15 protein-coding genes are annotated in these 16,163 nt (G+C 50.3%); 9 read left to right on the forward strand and 6 right to left on the reverse strand.

Features of this window, described 5'->3' with window-relative positions:
- Positions 1 to 539 (forward strand): DUF4143 domain-containing protein (locus FJM67_RS06395; RefSeq protein ID WP_140587960.1); only part of this gene is annotated, 539 nt, incomplete at its 5' end.
- Between the two features lie 34 nt (positions 540 to 573).
- Here FJM67_RS06395 and FJM67_RS06400 read toward each other — a convergent pair.
- Together FJM67_RS06400 and aroE are read right to left on the reverse strand one after the other, a co-directional pair.
- Positions 574 to 3,714 (reverse strand): DUF3427 domain-containing protein, encoded by a 3,141-nt coding sequence (locus tag FJM67_RS06400; RefSeq protein WP_140587961.1) that lies wholly within the window; start codon positions 3,712 to 3,714, stop codon positions 574 to 576.
- Between the two features lie 128 nt (positions 3,715 to 3,842).
- The gene (gene aroE / locus FJM67_RS06405) at positions 3,843 to 4,694 is read right to left on the reverse strand and encodes a shikimate dehydrogenase (RefSeq protein ID WP_140587962.1); all 852 of its coding nucleotides are present in this window, start codon (positions 4,692 to 4,694) and stop codon (positions 3,843 to 3,845) included.
- A 149-nt stretch (positions 4,695 to 4,843) separates the two neighbouring features.
- Between aroE and FJM67_RS06410 the strand changes: the two genes are divergently transcribed.
- On the forward strand, positions 4,844 to 5,746 hold the full coding sequence (locus FJM67_RS06410; protein WP_140587963.1) for a helix-turn-helix domain-containing protein: 903 nt from the start codon (positions 4,844 to 4,846) through the stop codon (positions 5,744 to 5,746).
- 9 nt (positions 5,747 to 5,755) lie between these two features.
- On the opposite strand, the gene FJM67_RS06415 is transcribed toward FJM67_RS06410, so the two are convergent.
- Genes FJM67_RS06415 through FJM67_RS06425 form a run of 3 tightly spaced genes read right to left on the reverse strand, consistent with a single transcriptional unit; the run spans position 5,756 to position 9,178 of the window.
- Complete coding sequence (locus FJM67_RS06415; protein WP_140587964.1) at positions 5,756 to 6,811, reverse strand: FUSC family protein; 1,056 nt, start codon at positions 6,809 to 6,811, stop codon at positions 5,756 to 5,758.
- Positions 6,812 to 6,832: 21 nt separating this feature from the next.
- Complete coding sequence (locus tag FJM67_RS06420) at positions 6,833 to 7,555, reverse strand: TrmH family RNA methyltransferase (protein ID WP_140587965.1); 723 nt, start codon at positions 7,553 to 7,555, stop codon at positions 6,833 to 6,835.
- A 3-nt stretch (positions 7,556 to 7,558) separates the two neighbouring features.
- Entirely contained in the window at positions 7,559 to 9,178 is a 1,620-nt protein-coding gene (locus tag FJM67_RS06425) for an NAD(P)/FAD-dependent oxidoreductase (RefSeq protein ID WP_140587966.1), read from the reverse strand.
- Between the two features lie 174 nt (positions 9,179 to 9,352).
- On the opposite strand from FJM67_RS06425, the gene FJM67_RS06430 reads away from it, so the two are divergent.
- The 6 genes from FJM67_RS06430 to FJM67_RS06455 all read left to right on the forward strand — a co-directional run bounded on the left by FJM67_RS06430 (position 9,353) and on the right by FJM67_RS06455 (position 14,245).
- Entirely contained in the window at positions 9,353 to 9,967 is a 615-nt protein-coding gene (locus FJM67_RS06430) for a LysE family translocator (RefSeq protein ID WP_140587967.1), read from the forward strand.
- Between the two features lie 64 nt (positions 9,968 to 10,031).
- Positions 10,032 to 10,652: a 23S rRNA (uridine(2552)-2'-O)-methyltransferase RlmE gene (rlmE, locus tag FJM67_RS06435; RefSeq protein ID WP_140587968.1), complete on the forward strand. Its 621-nt coding sequence runs from the start codon at positions 10,032 to 10,034 to the stop codon at positions 10,650 to 10,652.
- Between the two features lie 84 nt (positions 10,653 to 10,736).
- Positions 10,737 to 11,375: a guanylate kinase gene (gmk, locus tag FJM67_RS06440; protein ID WP_140587969.1), complete on the forward strand. Its 639-nt coding sequence runs from the start codon at positions 10,737 to 10,739 to the stop codon at positions 11,373 to 11,375.
- Positions 11,376 to 11,417: 42 nt separating this feature from the next.
- Positions 11,418 to 11,639, forward strand: coding sequence for a DNA-directed RNA polymerase subunit omega (gene rpoZ, locus FJM67_RS06445; RefSeq protein ID WP_140587970.1), 222 nt, complete (start codon positions 11,418 to 11,420; stop codon positions 11,637 to 11,639).
- Positions 11,640 to 11,703: 64 nt separating this feature from the next.
- Entirely contained in the window at positions 11,704 to 13,818 is a 2,115-nt protein-coding gene (locus FJM67_RS06450) for a RelA/SpoT family protein (RefSeq protein ID WP_140587971.1), read from the forward strand.
- Between the two features lie 40 nt (positions 13,819 to 13,858).
- Positions 13,859 to 14,245, forward strand: a complete 387-nt coding sequence (locus FJM67_RS06455; RefSeq protein ID WP_140587972.1) for a RidA family protein — start codon at positions 13,859 to 13,861, stop codon at positions 14,243 to 14,245.
- Positions 14,246 to 14,310: 65 nt separating this feature from the next.
- Here the strand turns inward: FJM67_RS06455 and FJM67_RS06460 are convergent, their stop codons facing one another.
- A complete protein-coding gene (locus tag FJM67_RS06460; protein ID WP_235889999.1) occupies positions 14,311 to 15,156 on the reverse strand; it encodes a Rossmann-fold NAD(P)-binding domain-containing protein in 846 nt (281 codons plus the stop codon).
- Positions 15,157 to 15,257: 101 nt separating this feature from the next.
- Between FJM67_RS06460 and FJM67_RS06465 the strand changes: the two genes are divergently transcribed.
- Complete coding sequence (locus FJM67_RS06465; protein ID WP_140587974.1) at positions 15,258 to 16,163, forward strand: hydrogen peroxide-inducible genes activator; 906 nt, start codon at positions 15,258 to 15,260, stop codon at positions 16,161 to 16,163.

Genomic DNA, 16,163 nt, shown 5'->3' on the forward strand with positions numbered 1-16,163 from the left:
TTAAGCATGTGCATGAGCGTAAATCTCGTTATAGCGATTTTGAAACCGCGATCCATTGGCTTAACTGCTGCCGCTTAGCTTTGCCAAACTACCCCATTGAAGGATTGCCGAAATCACCGCTCGCGGCCTATAAAAAAGAGAATATGGTTAAGCTGTTTCTGTTTGATGTGGGCCTGCTCAATCATATGCTGGGCAGCAGTTATAAAGAGATTAAACAACAAAACTATGAATACAAAGGCTATGTGGCTGAAAACTTTGTTCAACAAGAGCTCACTGCTATTGGTGTTGACCCAAGCTATTCATGGAATGACGCCCGCGCCGAAATCGAATTTATTTTGGCGACAGATGAAGGTGATATCGTCCCGGTGGAAGTCAAAAGTGGCAAACGTACCCGCGCAAAGTCACTCGCGTCTTACATTGATAAATGCGCACCAAACAAAACGTTCAAACTCACAGGTACGCAAGGCTCATCAGCGTTAGAACAAACCAATATCGTCATGCCTTTGTATTTCACCCAGTATTTACCGCAGAGGTGGTAGAAGGGAGCTCGACTGATGCCTACTGCCATCTCATCTACCCCACCGCCAACTTCGCGGCTTGCTGCCACATAAAGTTTGGCATGGGTGTTTTAAGTTGCCATGTGATGCTCATCGGTTGTGAGCCGGTGTGCGATACGTATTCCACTTCACCATAATTCACGAAGCCCATGGTGCGGCCATATTCATCTTTGCTTTGTTCACGTACAAAGAGAAATAAGCGCTTCCCTATTTCACGGTGGCAGATGTAGTCACGGCCTCGACCACGATCTGGCCGTGCGCTGTTCTGTGATTGCCAGTGGAACAACTGCTCATTGATGGCGTAGTCGTGATACATGGTGGTAGGTGAAAACTGCTTTTCATTCTTGTCTAGGGTGACAAATAGCAGCTCAATATTTTGCTCTTTGATAACAAAAACACCCTCTCGCGCCGGTGGTTGCCTCTCAAACGTGGTGGCGCCAAACGCTACCAGTATTTGTTCGCGGGCATAGCGGGCGTGAAGCCTAAGCGGTACGTGTGCAAGATCAGGCATTTCCGGTTGTTCATGCTTGGTTTGTGCCTGCTGCCAACTCACCACATCAAGTAGTTCATCGGCGAAACCCAAGCGATTCAGCGCTTTCAAACTTTGCTCAAGTGACTCAAAACCTGCATCGGGACCCGTTTTCTGCCAGAAGTCATAGTGACACATCAGCGCCTGTCGATTTGTGGTGTCTGTGATTGCAAAATTACTTTGGCATAGCTGCTTCAAACAACCCAAGTATGCATGATCATCACAGCCGAGAATGCGGTTATGAATCGCCTTTCTAAGCATTTTAAACGTACCTTCATCCGTACCTGATTCTTTGACTTTATCGTTGGCTTTGGCCACTAACTCTAGCCAACTACCGCGTTTGTAGAGTTCATTCAAGTCAATATGCGGATGCTGAGTAAGAAAGTTTGCCAAGGTCAGCGGCAAGGTCGAATGCTGCGGATATTGTCGAATCATCCCCACAAGACGCTGTAATGTAAGCGAAGCCTGACGAATATTACTAAGCACCATTTCTTGGGTGCGCTTGGTCAGTTCAATACGACAACCCAGCGGTGCATGAGGAAAACCTTGCTTGATTTCATCACTGATCGCTTTCGGGCTTCTGCCCACTAACGCCCTGAATTTATTGGCAAAATCGTATTCAGGTCGTGAGTTACCAACGAAGTCCAATACCGTGCAACACTCTTTACCCTCGGCTAGACGCAAGCCGCGCCCCAACTGCTGTAAGAAAATGGTGAGACTTTCGGTAGGTCGCAAGAACAGCAAGGTATCGACTTCAGGAATATCGACGCCTTCATTAAAGATATCCACGACACACAGCACATTGATTTGTCCGCTACGAATGGCCTGCTGTTTCTGCTGACGCTCGGAGCTGTTATCACTGGTCAGCACATCGGCTTTAATACCTTTGAGCAGGAATTGGCTCGCCATGTACTGAGCATGTTCGCGACTCACACAAAACGCTAATGCCTTCATTTGGCTGATATCGGTAACGATTTCCTGAAAACTCAGCAGTATCTTGTCAAAGCGGGCTTGGTTATGAGTGTAGAGATTAGTGAGCTGTGCAACATCGTAGCGACCACGACTCCACGGGATCGATCGTAAATCTGTCTCGTCATCGATGCCAAAATATTGAAATGGCGATAAGTGCCGACGGTTAATGGCTTCCGGCAAGCGAATCTCTGCCGCAATAACACCACCAAAGTCTGCCAGAATATCACCACCATCATGACGTTCAGGTGTCGCCGTTAACCCCAGCAATAAACTTGGCTGAAAATAGTCCAACACCGCTCGATAGCTGTTTGCTGCGATATGATGGACTTCATCGATGACAATATAGTCGTAAAAGTCCGGTGTGAGTTTAAGTTGCTCTAGCTGGTTATTCAGCGTTTGAATCGATACAAACAACTGACGATAGTGGGCTGGTGTATTACCACCGACCCAAAGCTCACCAAAGGAACCATCTCGCAATACGCCGCGATACGCTGCCCGAGCTTGCTTTAAAATCTCTTCCCGATGGGCCACAAACAGGAAGGTAGCGTTCGGTTTCAGTTTTACAAAACGAGCAAAATCAAACGCGGAAATAAGCGTTTTACCGGTGCCGGTGGCAGCGACGACAAGGTTACGAAAACGCTGATGCACGTCCCGCTCAACGGCGAGCTGCTCCAAGATTTCGCTCTGATGTGGAAATGGCGTGATATCAAAGAAATGCGCTGCGTTTTGTTCGTCACTGCCGCGCTGTTGTCGCAGGGCTCGGTTTAGCTTTTCCGTACTGCTGGCATCGCCATCAAAGCGCTCGAATTCATTGGAAGCCCAGTAGGTCTCAAACGTACTAAGCGACTTGTTGATGATATGCGGGATTTCTTGTGAGGTGATCTTTAGGTTCCACTCAAGGCCATTGGTCAAGGCTGAGTGCGATAAGTTAGAAGAACCAATATAGCCAGTGTGGTATCCCGTATTACGCAAAAACAAATAGCTCTTAGCATGTAGTCGTTCCCGCTCGGTGTTGTAGCTGAGCTTCACTTCGGTATTGGGTAAGCGCGCTAAATACTCCACCGCCTTGGCATCCGTAGCGCCCATATAGGATGTGGTGATGACTTTTAACTCGCGGCCACTGGCGGTAAATGCTTCCAGCTCCTTGCGAAAGATACGAATACCGGCCCACTTGATAAAAGATACCAGCCAATAGATTTTATCCGCCGATAAGATCTCTCGTTTCAACTCCGACTCTAGCGATAAGCCAGCATTACTGCCGCAAAATAGTTCGCTTTGCGTCAGCCCCGTTAGCGGAAAGATGTCTTCCACATATTGCTTAAGGTTCGCTGCAATTGGGTTTTCCAACTCATACAAAGCGGTCAGAATTTTACCTTGGCTATCAAGCAGGTTTTCTTCGATGAAGTCGTCATCCTGCAAACGCTCTTTGAGCCAAAGTAGCAGTTCATTAGACAAATCAATCTGTTGCTGGAGCTGTTGATCCCCCACCGGCACTGAGCCGATCGCGTACTCGAGAATATTGCCCAAGAAGCGGGATAGCCAAATCGATGCCTCCGCGGGTGTTAGCTCACGCTCTCCCACATAAAAGCGCTCTCGATCTAAACGCCGCTCAACCAACTGTGTGATCAACTGCTCATAAATACCTGACTGCTGCATGAAGTCCCTTTGATGCCTTTTCGATAAATAATAGGACTATATTCCCATATATCTGCTAAAACTGGGAATACAGTCCCACTTTTACGAGTAAAGCGGAACACTCCGTAAGTGCGTCTCAATCGCTGCCCCTACAACCCCAAATCCAGCAATGCCTGTCGCATGACTTCAGGATCGGCATCAATGCCAGTCCAGTATTTGAGGCCGATCACACCTTGTCCTACGAGCATTTGCAGACCGTCTACGGTTTGACAGCCTCGCGCTTGTGCTGCCTGAAGCAGTTTTGTTTGCGGTGGGTTATGGATGCCGTCGGCAACCACCATGTTTGGTAATAAGGTTTGATGGTCAATGTCCGGCGTGTCGTCGATATTGGGGAAGAGTCCAATCGAGGTCGCTTGGATCACGATGTCCGTATCCGCTGGAATTTGGTAGGTGGTGTCCCAAGCGTGATATTGAGCATGGGTTGGGGTTTTCTCGTTAAGCAATGCGGTGAGGTGATGGCCACGATCTGGGTTACGATTCACGACGATGATGTGCTTCGCTCCGGCGAGAGCCATTTCCACGGCCACAGCTCGGGCAGCACCACCGGCGCCAAACAGCACAACCTGTTTGCCGGATGGATCGACGACTTTTGATAACGCCTGAACAAACCCTTTGCCATCGGTATTCTCACCGATCAGGCTGCCATCTTGCTGACGCACAATGGTGTTCACCGCCCCGATAATTTGCGCCGACTCACCGAGTCCATCCAGATGTTCAATCACCGCCACTTTATGGGGAATGGAGCAATTAAAACCGCGCCAACCCATCGCCCGTGCGCCTTGTACTGCCGCGGCGAGGTTGTCCGGCGACACTTCCGTATTAATGTAGCGCCAGTCTAAACCATGGTGAGCGAATGCGGCTTCGATCATGGCGACGGTGGGGTTTTCCGCCGCAGGTTGGGCAAAGGAGCCGGTCAGAGGCAGTAAGAAGTTATGTGTCATGGCGTGAATCTCATGCAATCTTGCTTTTCAAAACAAATGTTCCGTTAAGCCTAGACCGATGGCAGCCGCCGTGCATTCAAGAAACACGCATTGATTTGTATTATTACCGCATGGAAAATAGCCTCTTAGTTTTCACTTGGTCACGATTCATGAAACCTTGGCTAGAAACCGTTAGCATCCCTGCTTCTCAGTCCTGTCTTATTTATGATCGGCAACTGCCGGAATTTGGGTTTAATTGGCATTTTCACCCAGAATACGAACTGACCCTCACCTTGCACAGCGAAGGCAAACGCTTTGTCGGTGGCTCCGTTGAAGAATATACCGATGGGGATTTGGTGCTCGTCGGGCCAAATTTGCCCCATGCTTGGCAATCGCAGTCCACGACGAACAAAGGAAAGATGCACCAAGCGGTGGTTTGCTGGTTTACTCAGTCTTGGATAGAGGGCTTGATTCAGCTTATGCCTGAGTACAGCAGTCTACCTTCTATTCTTTCCCGAGCATCCGGCGGGTTGGTCTTTGACCAAGGCGTATCCACCGACCTTAGGCAGACCATTCTGAGTCTGACTCATATTTCTCAAGCGGAGAAAATGCTCACCTTACAGCGTATTTTGCTGCACTTATCGACACAGAAACCATCATCTAGTCGCGTGCTGAACCCTGAACGTTTGCCGGAACCGGACTATGATAAAAGCCGCACGGCAAGCATCTTATTTTGGCTACAGCAACATTATGTCGAACCGATCCGACTCGCGCCGCTATGCCATCACGTTCACCTGTCAGAGAGTCAATTACAGCGTATTTTTAAGCGTAGTACCGGCGTCAGCATTAGTCATTACGTGGCACGTTTACGGATTGCGAAGGCATGTAGTTTGCTGACCGAGAGCGATTTGACGATGACAGATATCGCTGCGCAAAGTGGCTTTTTCGATAGCGCGCATTTTTCCCGAAGCTTTAGTCGAACCGTTGGTCTATCACCCACTCAGTACCGAAAGCACCATAAGGATTTGGTTCAACATCGACCGGATCGTCATGCTGCACTTTCGATCCAATAAGATGAGGGACTAGTTCAAACAGCGGCGAATGCGCTGTTCAAGTCGCTCATATAACCCCGGGCGGTGCAGTAACCAGCCACCAATAAAGCCAATAGCACTACCGAGAATCACGTCGAATACCCGTTGCCAAATCACGCTGTTGACATCAGCACTCGTATGGGTTGCTTCGGCGAGGATGATGGTTAGTGGGGTAATGAAGATCACCGCCAAACCATAGTTGCGCGTGACGCAAAACTCGATCAAAAAGCTAAGTAGAACAATGGCAATTGCCAGCAACCATGGCCCTGGCTCAAGGGCAAATAGCAAAGAGGTCAGGCCAAAGCCAATAAAGGTGCCGACGGTGCGGTGGACATTGCGATGCCAAACCGCGCGAAAGCTGGCACCCTGCAAAATTGCTGCACAGGAAATCGGCACCCAGTAAGGTTTTTCAAACCCCAGCAAAATCGCCAGCAGGAAACTGCCAGCAACAAACAATGCAATCGTGCCAGCTTCCAGCGCCACGGCGATAAGGCGCATTTCCAATAGTTCGATTGGGCTTTGTGCCAACGGCGTTTTGCGCAGTTTTTGCAGTAGACTATAAGCGAGCGCCAAGGTCATGGACCCAAAACAGCCTAGAAACAGGAATCCTAACCGCTCTGGTACGGAGGAAAGGTCAAACGGTAACGCCGCCGCAATGCAAACCACTAAGACAAAGAAGAAACTGCCTGGGGCCGGCACGCTAAAATAGCGACAAATATAGGTTGCCCAGAACGATACCAGCCCAAGCCCTAAGGTCATGCTCCACACACTGAAATTCAACAACAATCCCAGCATGTAGGCGCTACAAAGGCCAAAGGTCGCCACCGCGATAGTGAGTAAACGCTGAGGAATCGGCGTCTGGCGCATGTATAAGCAGGCAAAGCCACCAATGCTCGCCCCCGCCCCCAGCTCAAACTGCCCTAGCGCCGCGCCAATCAGCCCCGGCATCCCCATGGCCAGCGCCACCGTGATTAAAAAGCCGACTGGGCGCTTGGTATCATTCAGCGCCAACAACGGACGAAGGTGGGACCAAACTCCTTGTAGCATAATGACGGTTCCTGTTTGAAATTAGCGCTGCCGCTCGTAAACGCTAAGGTTTACCGCGGTCGCTAAGTTGAGGGATTCGATTAATCCCACTCCTTGGATGGTAAACGCCTTAGCGTTAAGGCTGTCTAGCTGGTCACGGGGCACGCCACGGGCTTCGTTGCCGAAGATGTAGCAATCGCACTGTTTAAAGTCTGGGGAGCTTAGGGGTTCACCTTGCATATCCAAGCAACCAATGGCGTTAAAGCGTTGCGGCAAGGTGGCGATGTCCACATCCAACTCCATAGGTACATGAAATAGCGCCCCCATACTGGAGCGAATCACTTTGGGGTTAAATGGGTCAACACTGCCGGGGCTAAGCAGCAGGCGAAAGCCGCCAAACCACGCTAACGTGCGTAAAATGGTACCTAAGTTACCGGGGTCTTGGATTTCGTGAAGATAAATCCCCGTCAGATTCTGATTGACTGTCGGCGCGATGGCGTCCATGGGAACAACCGCCAAAATCCCCTGGGGACTTTTGGTGTCAGACATGGCCGCCATTTGTTTGGTGCTGACCTCGACCGTGTCAAAAGGAGACTCCCAAGTAGCGTAATCCGCCGTGACATAGAGCTTCGCCGCAGCCAGTTTGGGGTTGTGCTTGGCTGCATTGGCTAACTCCAGTACCAAATGCTCCCCTTCCACTAGGCAATGACCTAGCTCTTGGCGGTATTTCTTTTGGTGCAGCTTTTTGATTTGGTCGAGTTTCATCCGTTAGGCGCCCTGTTGTTTCAACATATCAAGCGCAACGGCTTCCGCTACCTTGATGCCGTCGATACCAGCGGACAAGATACCGCCAGCGTAACCTGCGCCTTCACCGGCTGGGTACAAGCCCTTGGTGTTGAGGCTTTGGAAGCTTTCATTGTCCCGGGTAATACGGATCGGCGAAGAAGTGCGTGTTTCGATACCGGTTAAAATAGCGTCATCCCGATCAAAGCCACGGATTTTCTTACCGAACGCGGGCAGCGCTTCACGGACGGCTTCAATAATGTAGTCCGGCAACGCATCCGCTAAGTCACAGAGCTGTATGCCCGGCTTGTAGGAAGGCTCTACTTCCCCCAACTTGGTAGAGGGCTTGCCCTTGATAAAGTCGCCAACTAGCTGAGCTGGGGCTTTGTAGTCAGAACCACCGAGTTTGTAGGCTGCGGCTTCGAGGCGCTCTTGTAATTCCACACCCGCCAAAACGCCGCCGGGGTAGTCTTGCTCTGGGTTGATGCCTACTACAATGCCGGAGTTAGCATTGCGCTCGTTACGGGAATATTGGCTCATGCCGTTGGTCACAACGCGGCCTTCTTCGGAAGTAGCGGCAACGACGGTTCCGCCAGGACACATACAGAAGCTGTAAACCGCGCGACCGTTTTTCGCATGGTGAATGAGTTTGTAATCCGCTGCACCCAGTTCTGGGTGCCCGGCGTATTTACCCAAACGTGCTTTGTCGATCAAGGACTGAGGGTGCTCGATGCGAAAACCAATGGCAAAAGGCTTAGGTTCGATGAAGACGTTTTGCTTGTTCAACATTCGGAAGGTGTCGCGGGCGCTGTGACCAAGCGCCAAAACCACATGCTGGCTGTGTAGCTCAGAGCCATCAGCTAAACGCACACCTTGTACTTTCTGGTCATCAAGGAGCAGGTCGGTGACTTTGGATTCAAAGCGAATTTCTCCGCCAAGGGCGATGATTTCTTCCCGCATTTTGGCCACTACGCCCGTTAGGCGGAAGGTACCAATGTGGGGTTTGCTCACATAGAGAATTTCTTCCGGCGCGCCGGCACGCACGAACTCGTTCATCACCTTACGACCGTAGAACTTGGGATCTTTCACTTGGCTGTAGAGTTTACCGTCAGAAAATAGCCCTGCTCCGCCTTCCCCGTATTGGACGTTAGATTCCGTATCCAGCTTATGGTTACGCCACAATGCCCATGTATCTTTGGTGCGTTGGCGTACGTTGCGACCACGTTCAAGCACAATCGGTTTAAATCCCATCTGGGCCAGTGTTAGCGCAGCAAACAAACCACAGGGGCCAAAGCCCACCACAATTGGGCGCTCGGTGAGGTTGGCAGGTGCTTGGGCTACCGGATGGTAATCAATATCTGGGGCTGGCTTCACGTGCACATCGTCGGCAAAACGCGCTAGAACTGCCTCGTCGTTACTCGTGGTTAGATGAATGATGTATACAAAGGTGATCTCGGTGTTTTTCTTACGGGCATCGTAGCTGCGTTTAAACACAAAGAAATCTTGTAGCGTTTCATCTACCAAATTAAGGCGCTTGATAATGGCATCACGCAATGCGCCTTCAGGGTGATCGAGGGGAAGGGAAAGTTCTGACAAACGAATCATGCAAAGGTCCTGGCCGATTGACTCGGCAAAAGATAGTTCGGCAATAGCTGCGATAAAGCGGCTATTATACGCTCAGCCGCGGATCAAGTCAGTTGCCTTCACTCGCCACCAAAGCAGTATTTCACTTAGCTTGCCAGTATTGTTAAAGTGCTCGTCCACTACAAGGAGTCCCCTATGACATTTTCTATTTGGCTTTCTCTGTTCGCGGTTTGCTTACTCGGTGCCATGTCGCCGGGGCCAAGTCTGATTATGGTCACTAAGCACAGCCTCGCTGGTGGCAAGCTCAATGGCCTTGCCGCGGCTTGGTTTCATGCCTTTGGTATCGGGGTATATGCCACTATCTCGATGCTGGGGCTGGCGGTGATTTTCCATAACTTGCCGTGGCTGTTTTATTTGATCAGTTATGCTGGGGCAGCTTACTTGCTGTATCTGGGCTTCAATGCCCTACGCTCAAAAGGGGGAATTGCAGCGAAGCTTAGCGCCGGTGAACGGGTGAGTGTTTGGCAATCTGCCAAAGAAGGGCTGCTGATCTCGCTGTTAAGCCCAAAGATCGCCCTTTTCTTTACCGCATTATTCAGTCCGTTTGTAGCCTCTGTCACCACGTTAGATGGCAAGATTTTGATGGTTGCTACGCCGTTAATCGTAGATGGCTTGTGGTACACCCTGATCACGCTCATGCTGTCGAATCAGAAGCTACTAGACAAGCTGCGTCAAAAAGCGGTGCTGATTGATCGCCTATCTGGCCTAATTTTGATTGCCCTCGCCGGTAAAATCGTGCTCTCGGCCTGATTCCTTTGCCGATATGCCGGAGGCAGGTACAATGGCATTTTTCGTTAATTGGTAAAGCATTCCTATGGCCCGTTCCAAAAGCAGCAACCGTTGGCTCGATGAGCACGTCAACGACCCCTTCGTGAAAAAAGCCCAAGTGGACGGCTATCGCTCTCGGGCGAGCTATAAATTGCTCGCCCTGAATGACAAAGACAAGCTGATCAAACCCGGCAACTTAGTGTTAGACCTCGGCTCAGCCCCCGGTGGATGGTCTCAAGTCGCCTCCAAACTTGTCGGTGAAAAAGGCAAAGTGATCGCCTCTGACATTCTGCCAATGGACTCCATCGCCGGCGTGGAATTTATCCAAGGTGACTTTACCGAACAGGACGTGTTCGACCTAATCATGGCAGCGGTAGATGGCGCGCCGGTGGATGTGGTGATTTCCGATATGGCGCCGAATATGAGCGGTGTCTCGGCCATTGACCAAGCTGCGTCCATGTATTTAGTGGAACTGGCCTTAGATATGGCGGTACAAACACTGAAGCCGAAAGGACTGTTTGCGGTAAAAGTCTTCCAAGGGGAAGGCTACGAAGAGTTTGTGAAACAGGTGCGCCCCCATTTTGATAGCGTGGTAGTACGCAAACCTGATGCCTCCCGGGCCCGCTCGCGGGAAGTTTATCTGGTGGCGAAAGGGTTTAAGGGCTAACCACTACGCCCTCCTTGCTTCCGCGCTTGGCTAGCTGTGCTATAGTCACTTTTCATCCGTCAAACATCACAACTACGGGATATCATGAACTCACATAAAGGCAATCTATTCATCCTTTCTGCGCCTTCTGGAGCAGGCAAATCGACGCTTTATAAAGCTCTACTTAAGGCTGACCCACAGGTGCGCATTTCTGTTTCTCACACGACCCGTGCTCCCCGTGCCGGTGAAGAACATGGTCGTGAGTACTTCTTTGTCGATGTGGATACCTTTTTAGATATGATTGCCGAGGACGCTTTCTTCGAACATGCCCAAGTGTTTGATAACTACTACGGCACGTCGAAACAGGCGATTTTCGATATGCTCGACCAAGGTTTGGATGTGATTCTGGAAATTGATTGGCAGGGTGCTCGCCAGGTGCGCCAGCTATACCCAGAAGCCATCGGCGTCTTTATCTTGCCTCCCTCTCTTGGCGCATTGCAGGAACGCTTAGATGGTCGCGGCACCGACAGCCAAGAGGTCATTGAACGCCGCATGGCGAAAGCCGTAAGCGAGATGTCCCACTACGATGAGTATGACTTTGTGGTCATCAACGATAATTTCGACACGGCCTTTGCTCAATTACAGTCGATCTTTAGCGCTATGCGTACAAGACGCGGCATAATCCAGCAAATTCATGGTGATTTACTGAATGATCTCTTGTCAGCACAAGAAGGCGTTCAGTAAAATCGCAGGTTGCAAATTTGCATTTACCCCGAAGAGGTTAAGATGGCTCGAGTAACAGTAGAAGATTGTTTAGAAAACGTAGACAACCGTTTTCAACTAGTAATGGTTGCCGCTAAACGCGCACGTCAATTAGCAACCGGTGGCGAAGATGCCAAAGTGCCAGAAGAAGGCGACAAAGCAACCGTAATCGCGTTGCGTGAAATCGCAGAAAACCTGATCAATGCCGATAACGTTGATAAGCAACGCCGCATTCAGGAGTACTAATATCGATGGTCGCGTGTGTTGTTCCTAATGCGTCTGTCACCTTGATATTTGCGTGAGGTGGCACATGTCGACCATTGAAAGTCTGGCCAAGACGGTCAGCCAGTATCTGCCCTACGAAGAAGTTGCCAAAGTTAAGCGCGCTTATTACTACGCTGAACAAGCCCACGATGGGCAAAAGCGTAAAAGCGGTGAGCACTACATCACTCACCCATTAGCTGCCGCAGAAATATTGGCAGATATCCGCATGGATGCGGATGGCCTCGCTGCCGCCCTACTCCATGACGTGATCGAAGACACGGGGATTTCCCGGGAAGCCCTTGCTGAGCAATTTGGCGAACAAGTGGCGAAATTGGTCGACGGCGTCAGTAAGCTGACCCATTTGGAATTTAATAGCCAACTGGAGAAGCAAGCCCATAATTTCCAAAAAATGGCCATGGCTATGGCCGATGACATTCGTGTCATCATGGTGAAACTAGCCGACCGGCTGCACAATATGCGCACGCTGGACTCTATGCCCGGCCACAAAAAGCGCCGTATTGCGAGAGAAACCCTCGATATCTATGCTCCGATTGCTAACCGCCTCGGTATGTACAATATGCGGGTGGATTTGGAGACTCTAGCCTTTGAAGCCTATTATCCGATGCGTTCGCGCATGCTGCAAAAAGCAATTAATAAGCGCTATGGTCAGCGGGTCAAAGCGATTCAAAAGCTCGAAGATTACATCCGCTCTGAGCTAGCGGCGGATTATCTTGAGGCTAAAATTAGCGTCCGTGAAAAGCATCTCTTCAGCATCTATCACAAGATGAAGAAGAAGAAAAAAGAATTAGAAGAAGTCATGGATGTGCTCGGGGTGCGCATTGTCACCGACAAACATGATAGCTGCTATCGTATTCTTGGCGTCATCCACGCCCTCTTCAAACCGATCGAGGGGCGCTTTAAAGACTACATTGCCGTTCCCAAATCGAACGGCTATCAGTCCCTACACACTACGGTAATGGGCAGTAACGGCCTACCACTGGAAGTCCAAATCCGCACCGAAGAAATGGATACGGTGGCCAACAATGGTATCGCTGCTCACTGGGCCTATAAGGCATCCGGTAAAGATGCCCAAGTAACCAACCATGATCGTGCGACAAAATGGGTCAAAAGCCTGCTCGAAATACAGGAAAAAGCCCATAACCCGATGGAGTTCGTCGATACAGTTAAAGGCGACCTGTTCCCCGACGAGGTTTATGTCTTCACTCCGAAAGGGGAGATTATTGAGCTACCATCAGGCTCCACAGCGGTGGACTTTGCCTATGGCGTCCACACCGAGATTGGCAATACCTGTATTTCCTGTCGTATTAATCGCCGTTTAGCACCGCTTAGCACCCAGTTAGAAAGCGGTCAAACCGTAGAGATCATTACCGCCAAGTCCGCTCAACCCAATGTGGCTTGGCTCAGCTTCGCGATCACCGGTAAAGCGCGCAGCAACATTCGCCATTATCTGAAATCGAAGCAACGTGAAAGCGCTATTTCGATTGGCTACCGTTTGCTGACTCGCTCGTTAAATGCCTACCGTTCGAATATCGAAGAGTTAACACCAGAACAGATTGAGCAGGTATTGCAACATTATCAGCTCGAATCTTTGGACGACTTGCTCGAATCCATCGGTAAGGGTCGCCACGTGGGCTACCTAGTCGCGCGCCAGCTGTTCCCGAATTTTAATGAAGAAGAAATGATCACCCCGAAATCGTTCAAGGTGAATGGTTCTGAAGGTATGCTCATTTCCTATGCTAAGTGTTGTTCGCCGATCCCAGGTGACCCAATCGTCGGTTATGTGCAGGTGGACAAGGGGATTATTATCCACCACCAAGGCTGCCCCAACGTGCAGGAATACCTCTCCAGTCCGGAAAACTACATCCGTATGACATGGAGTAAGGAAATCGAAGAAGAGCTCACAGTAAGCCTCATCGTCACCTATACCAACGAGCGCGGTGCGGTGGCACAAATCGCTAGCTCCATCACAGATACCGATTTCCAAGTATCTAACTTAGATATTATTGAACGGGGCAAAATTTCCCGTCTGCGTTTGAATATCACTATTTCCAGTCGAGTCGGACTGGCCGACGTCATGCGTCGTATTAAGGCTGTTCGATGTGTCGAGAAAGTTTCCCGCGAAACCATCGTTGGACGCTAAACTTCGACAACGTTTTTTACTTAACTCATAGGATAACAAGATGGCTAAGCAAGTAATTTTTACGGAAAACGCCCCTAAAGCAATCGGCCCTTATTCTCAGGCGGTACGCGCTGGTAACACTGTGTACCTTTCTGGCCAAATTCCACTGGTGCCAGAAACCATGGAAATCATCAGCGATGACGTAGTGGAGCAAACCACTCAGGTTTTCAAAAACCTACAAGCCGTGTGTGAAGCCGCTGGCGGTTCTTTGAAAGACATCGTTAAACTGAACATCTACATGACTGACCTTGGTAACTTTGGTGCGGTCAACGAAGTTATGATGCAATTTTTCGAGCAACCTTACCCAGCTCGCGCAGCGCTAGGTGTACGCGCTCTGCCGAAAAATGTTGCTGTTGAAATCGAAGGTGTGATGGTATTGGAAGACTAATTCCAAGTCGCACAATATTCACTAAAAAGGGCTCGTTTGAGCCCTTTTTTTGCGTTTTTAGCCTCTTAATTGCGCACTTTAGCCGCTAGATACTCGGCGGTTAGTTGGCGATAACCTTCCCGATAGCTGGAATAAGTAGGCTGCCACCCTAACGATGCTAAGAGCTGTCCACGGATGCGTTTACCTTGGTCGGCTGCTACCACATCATGCTGCAGCACCGGCGCACCAATCTGCTCAGCAATGTACTTACGCACTTGCCACAAAGGAGCTGGCTCCTCATCGGTGGCGATACACATGGGTGGCAAAGTTGCTCCAGATAAAGCCTGCTGTCCCAATAGCATCAGCGCCGATACCACATCGTCTCGGTGAGTACGATTGCTCCAGCGATTCTCCCCCCATGGGTTACCCGCGTGAACCTGCTCGATTAAGCGATAGCGTCCCGGTCCATAAATGCCAGTACAACGTAGCGCTAAAGACGGCAAGTGAGCATGCAGGAGTTGCTCAGTAGCCAATAGCACCTTGGCGGTCTCTGAGTCCGGCTCTGCCACCGTAAACTCATCAATCTCTTGCGTTTCGTCGCGATAAACGCTGGTGCTGGAGACGAAGATGACAAATGGCAAGCGCTTGCGCCCCTGATAGGCACGAATCAGCGCTTGAGCGCCTTCGAGATACGCTTGTTGGTAAGCCTCTACCGAACGGCCACTGGGGGTCAGAATCAGATAGATTAAATCAACCTCAGGCCACACTTGGACATCGTGGTGACGCAAGTCGCCAGTGATTCCTGTTACTCCTTCAGGGAACTCGATGCCACCGCGACGCATGGCAAAGACTTGCTGGCCATCCTGTTGCCATGCTTGCGCTACCGGGGCTCCGATATCACCGCAGCCTGCTACTAAGATGGAATAGGTCATGATTACTCCCTAATGACAAACATCGCATAAATCGTAATTGGAAAGACACTTTATCAGATTATGTATTATCATAGCCATAAACAATCAATGGAGTGCTGCTCATGACGTTGACCGAACTGAAATACATCGTAATGCTGGCGGAAGAAAAACACTTTGGCCGCGCGGCTGAGCGTTGTTTTGTCTCCCAACCGACACTTAGCGTTGCCGTGAAAAAGCTCGAAGAGGAATTAGGAGCCGCCATTTTTGAGCGAAGTAAAAGCTCGGTCTATATCACGCCGGTGGGCGAGCAAATTATTACCCAAGCCCGCAAGGTGCTTGAGCAAGCCAATATGATCAAAGAGCTGGCTTCTTCTGGTCAGAACCAGATGAAAGGCCCTCTCAAAGTCGGCGCAATTTTCACCATCGCACCCTACCTATTCCCCCATTTGATTCCAAAATTGAAAAAACGAGCCCAAGGCATGCCTCTCTCAATAGAAGAAGATCTGACCGAGCACCTGCGCCCCAAACTGCGCAACGGGGAACTGGACGCTATCGTCATTGCTCTGCCCTTTCGTGAGCCCGATGTGGTGACTCAACCCATCTACGAAGAAGAATTTGTGGTGCTGATGCCGAAAGACCACCCTTGGACCGAGCTGAGTCATATTCACACGTCTCAGCTCACCACCGACAACTTGTTGCTACTGGGCAAGGGCCATTGTTTTAGTGACCAAGTGTTAGAAGCTTGCCCTATCGTCGGTGAAGCCGAGCTTGAACAAGGGCGCACTATCGTCAATGGCAGTTCTTTGGAAACCATTCGCTACATGGTGTCCTCCGGTTTAGGGGTCACAGTGCTTCCTAAATCCGCTGCCACCAATATTGACCACGAAATTTTAGAAGTGCGCCCATTTGCGGCCCCAGTGCCGAAACGGGTCGTAGCATTGGCATGGCGGGCGAGTTTCCCACGCCCACGGGCGATTGAGGCCTTGAGTCAGTCTATCCGTGATGCCAGTGAAGCGCTGAACCTATAA

This window comes from Maribrevibacterium harenarium, assembly GCF_006385675.1.
GTDB lineage: Bacteria > Pseudomonadota > Gammaproteobacteria > Pseudomonadales > Marinomonadaceae > Marinomonas > Marinomonas harenarium.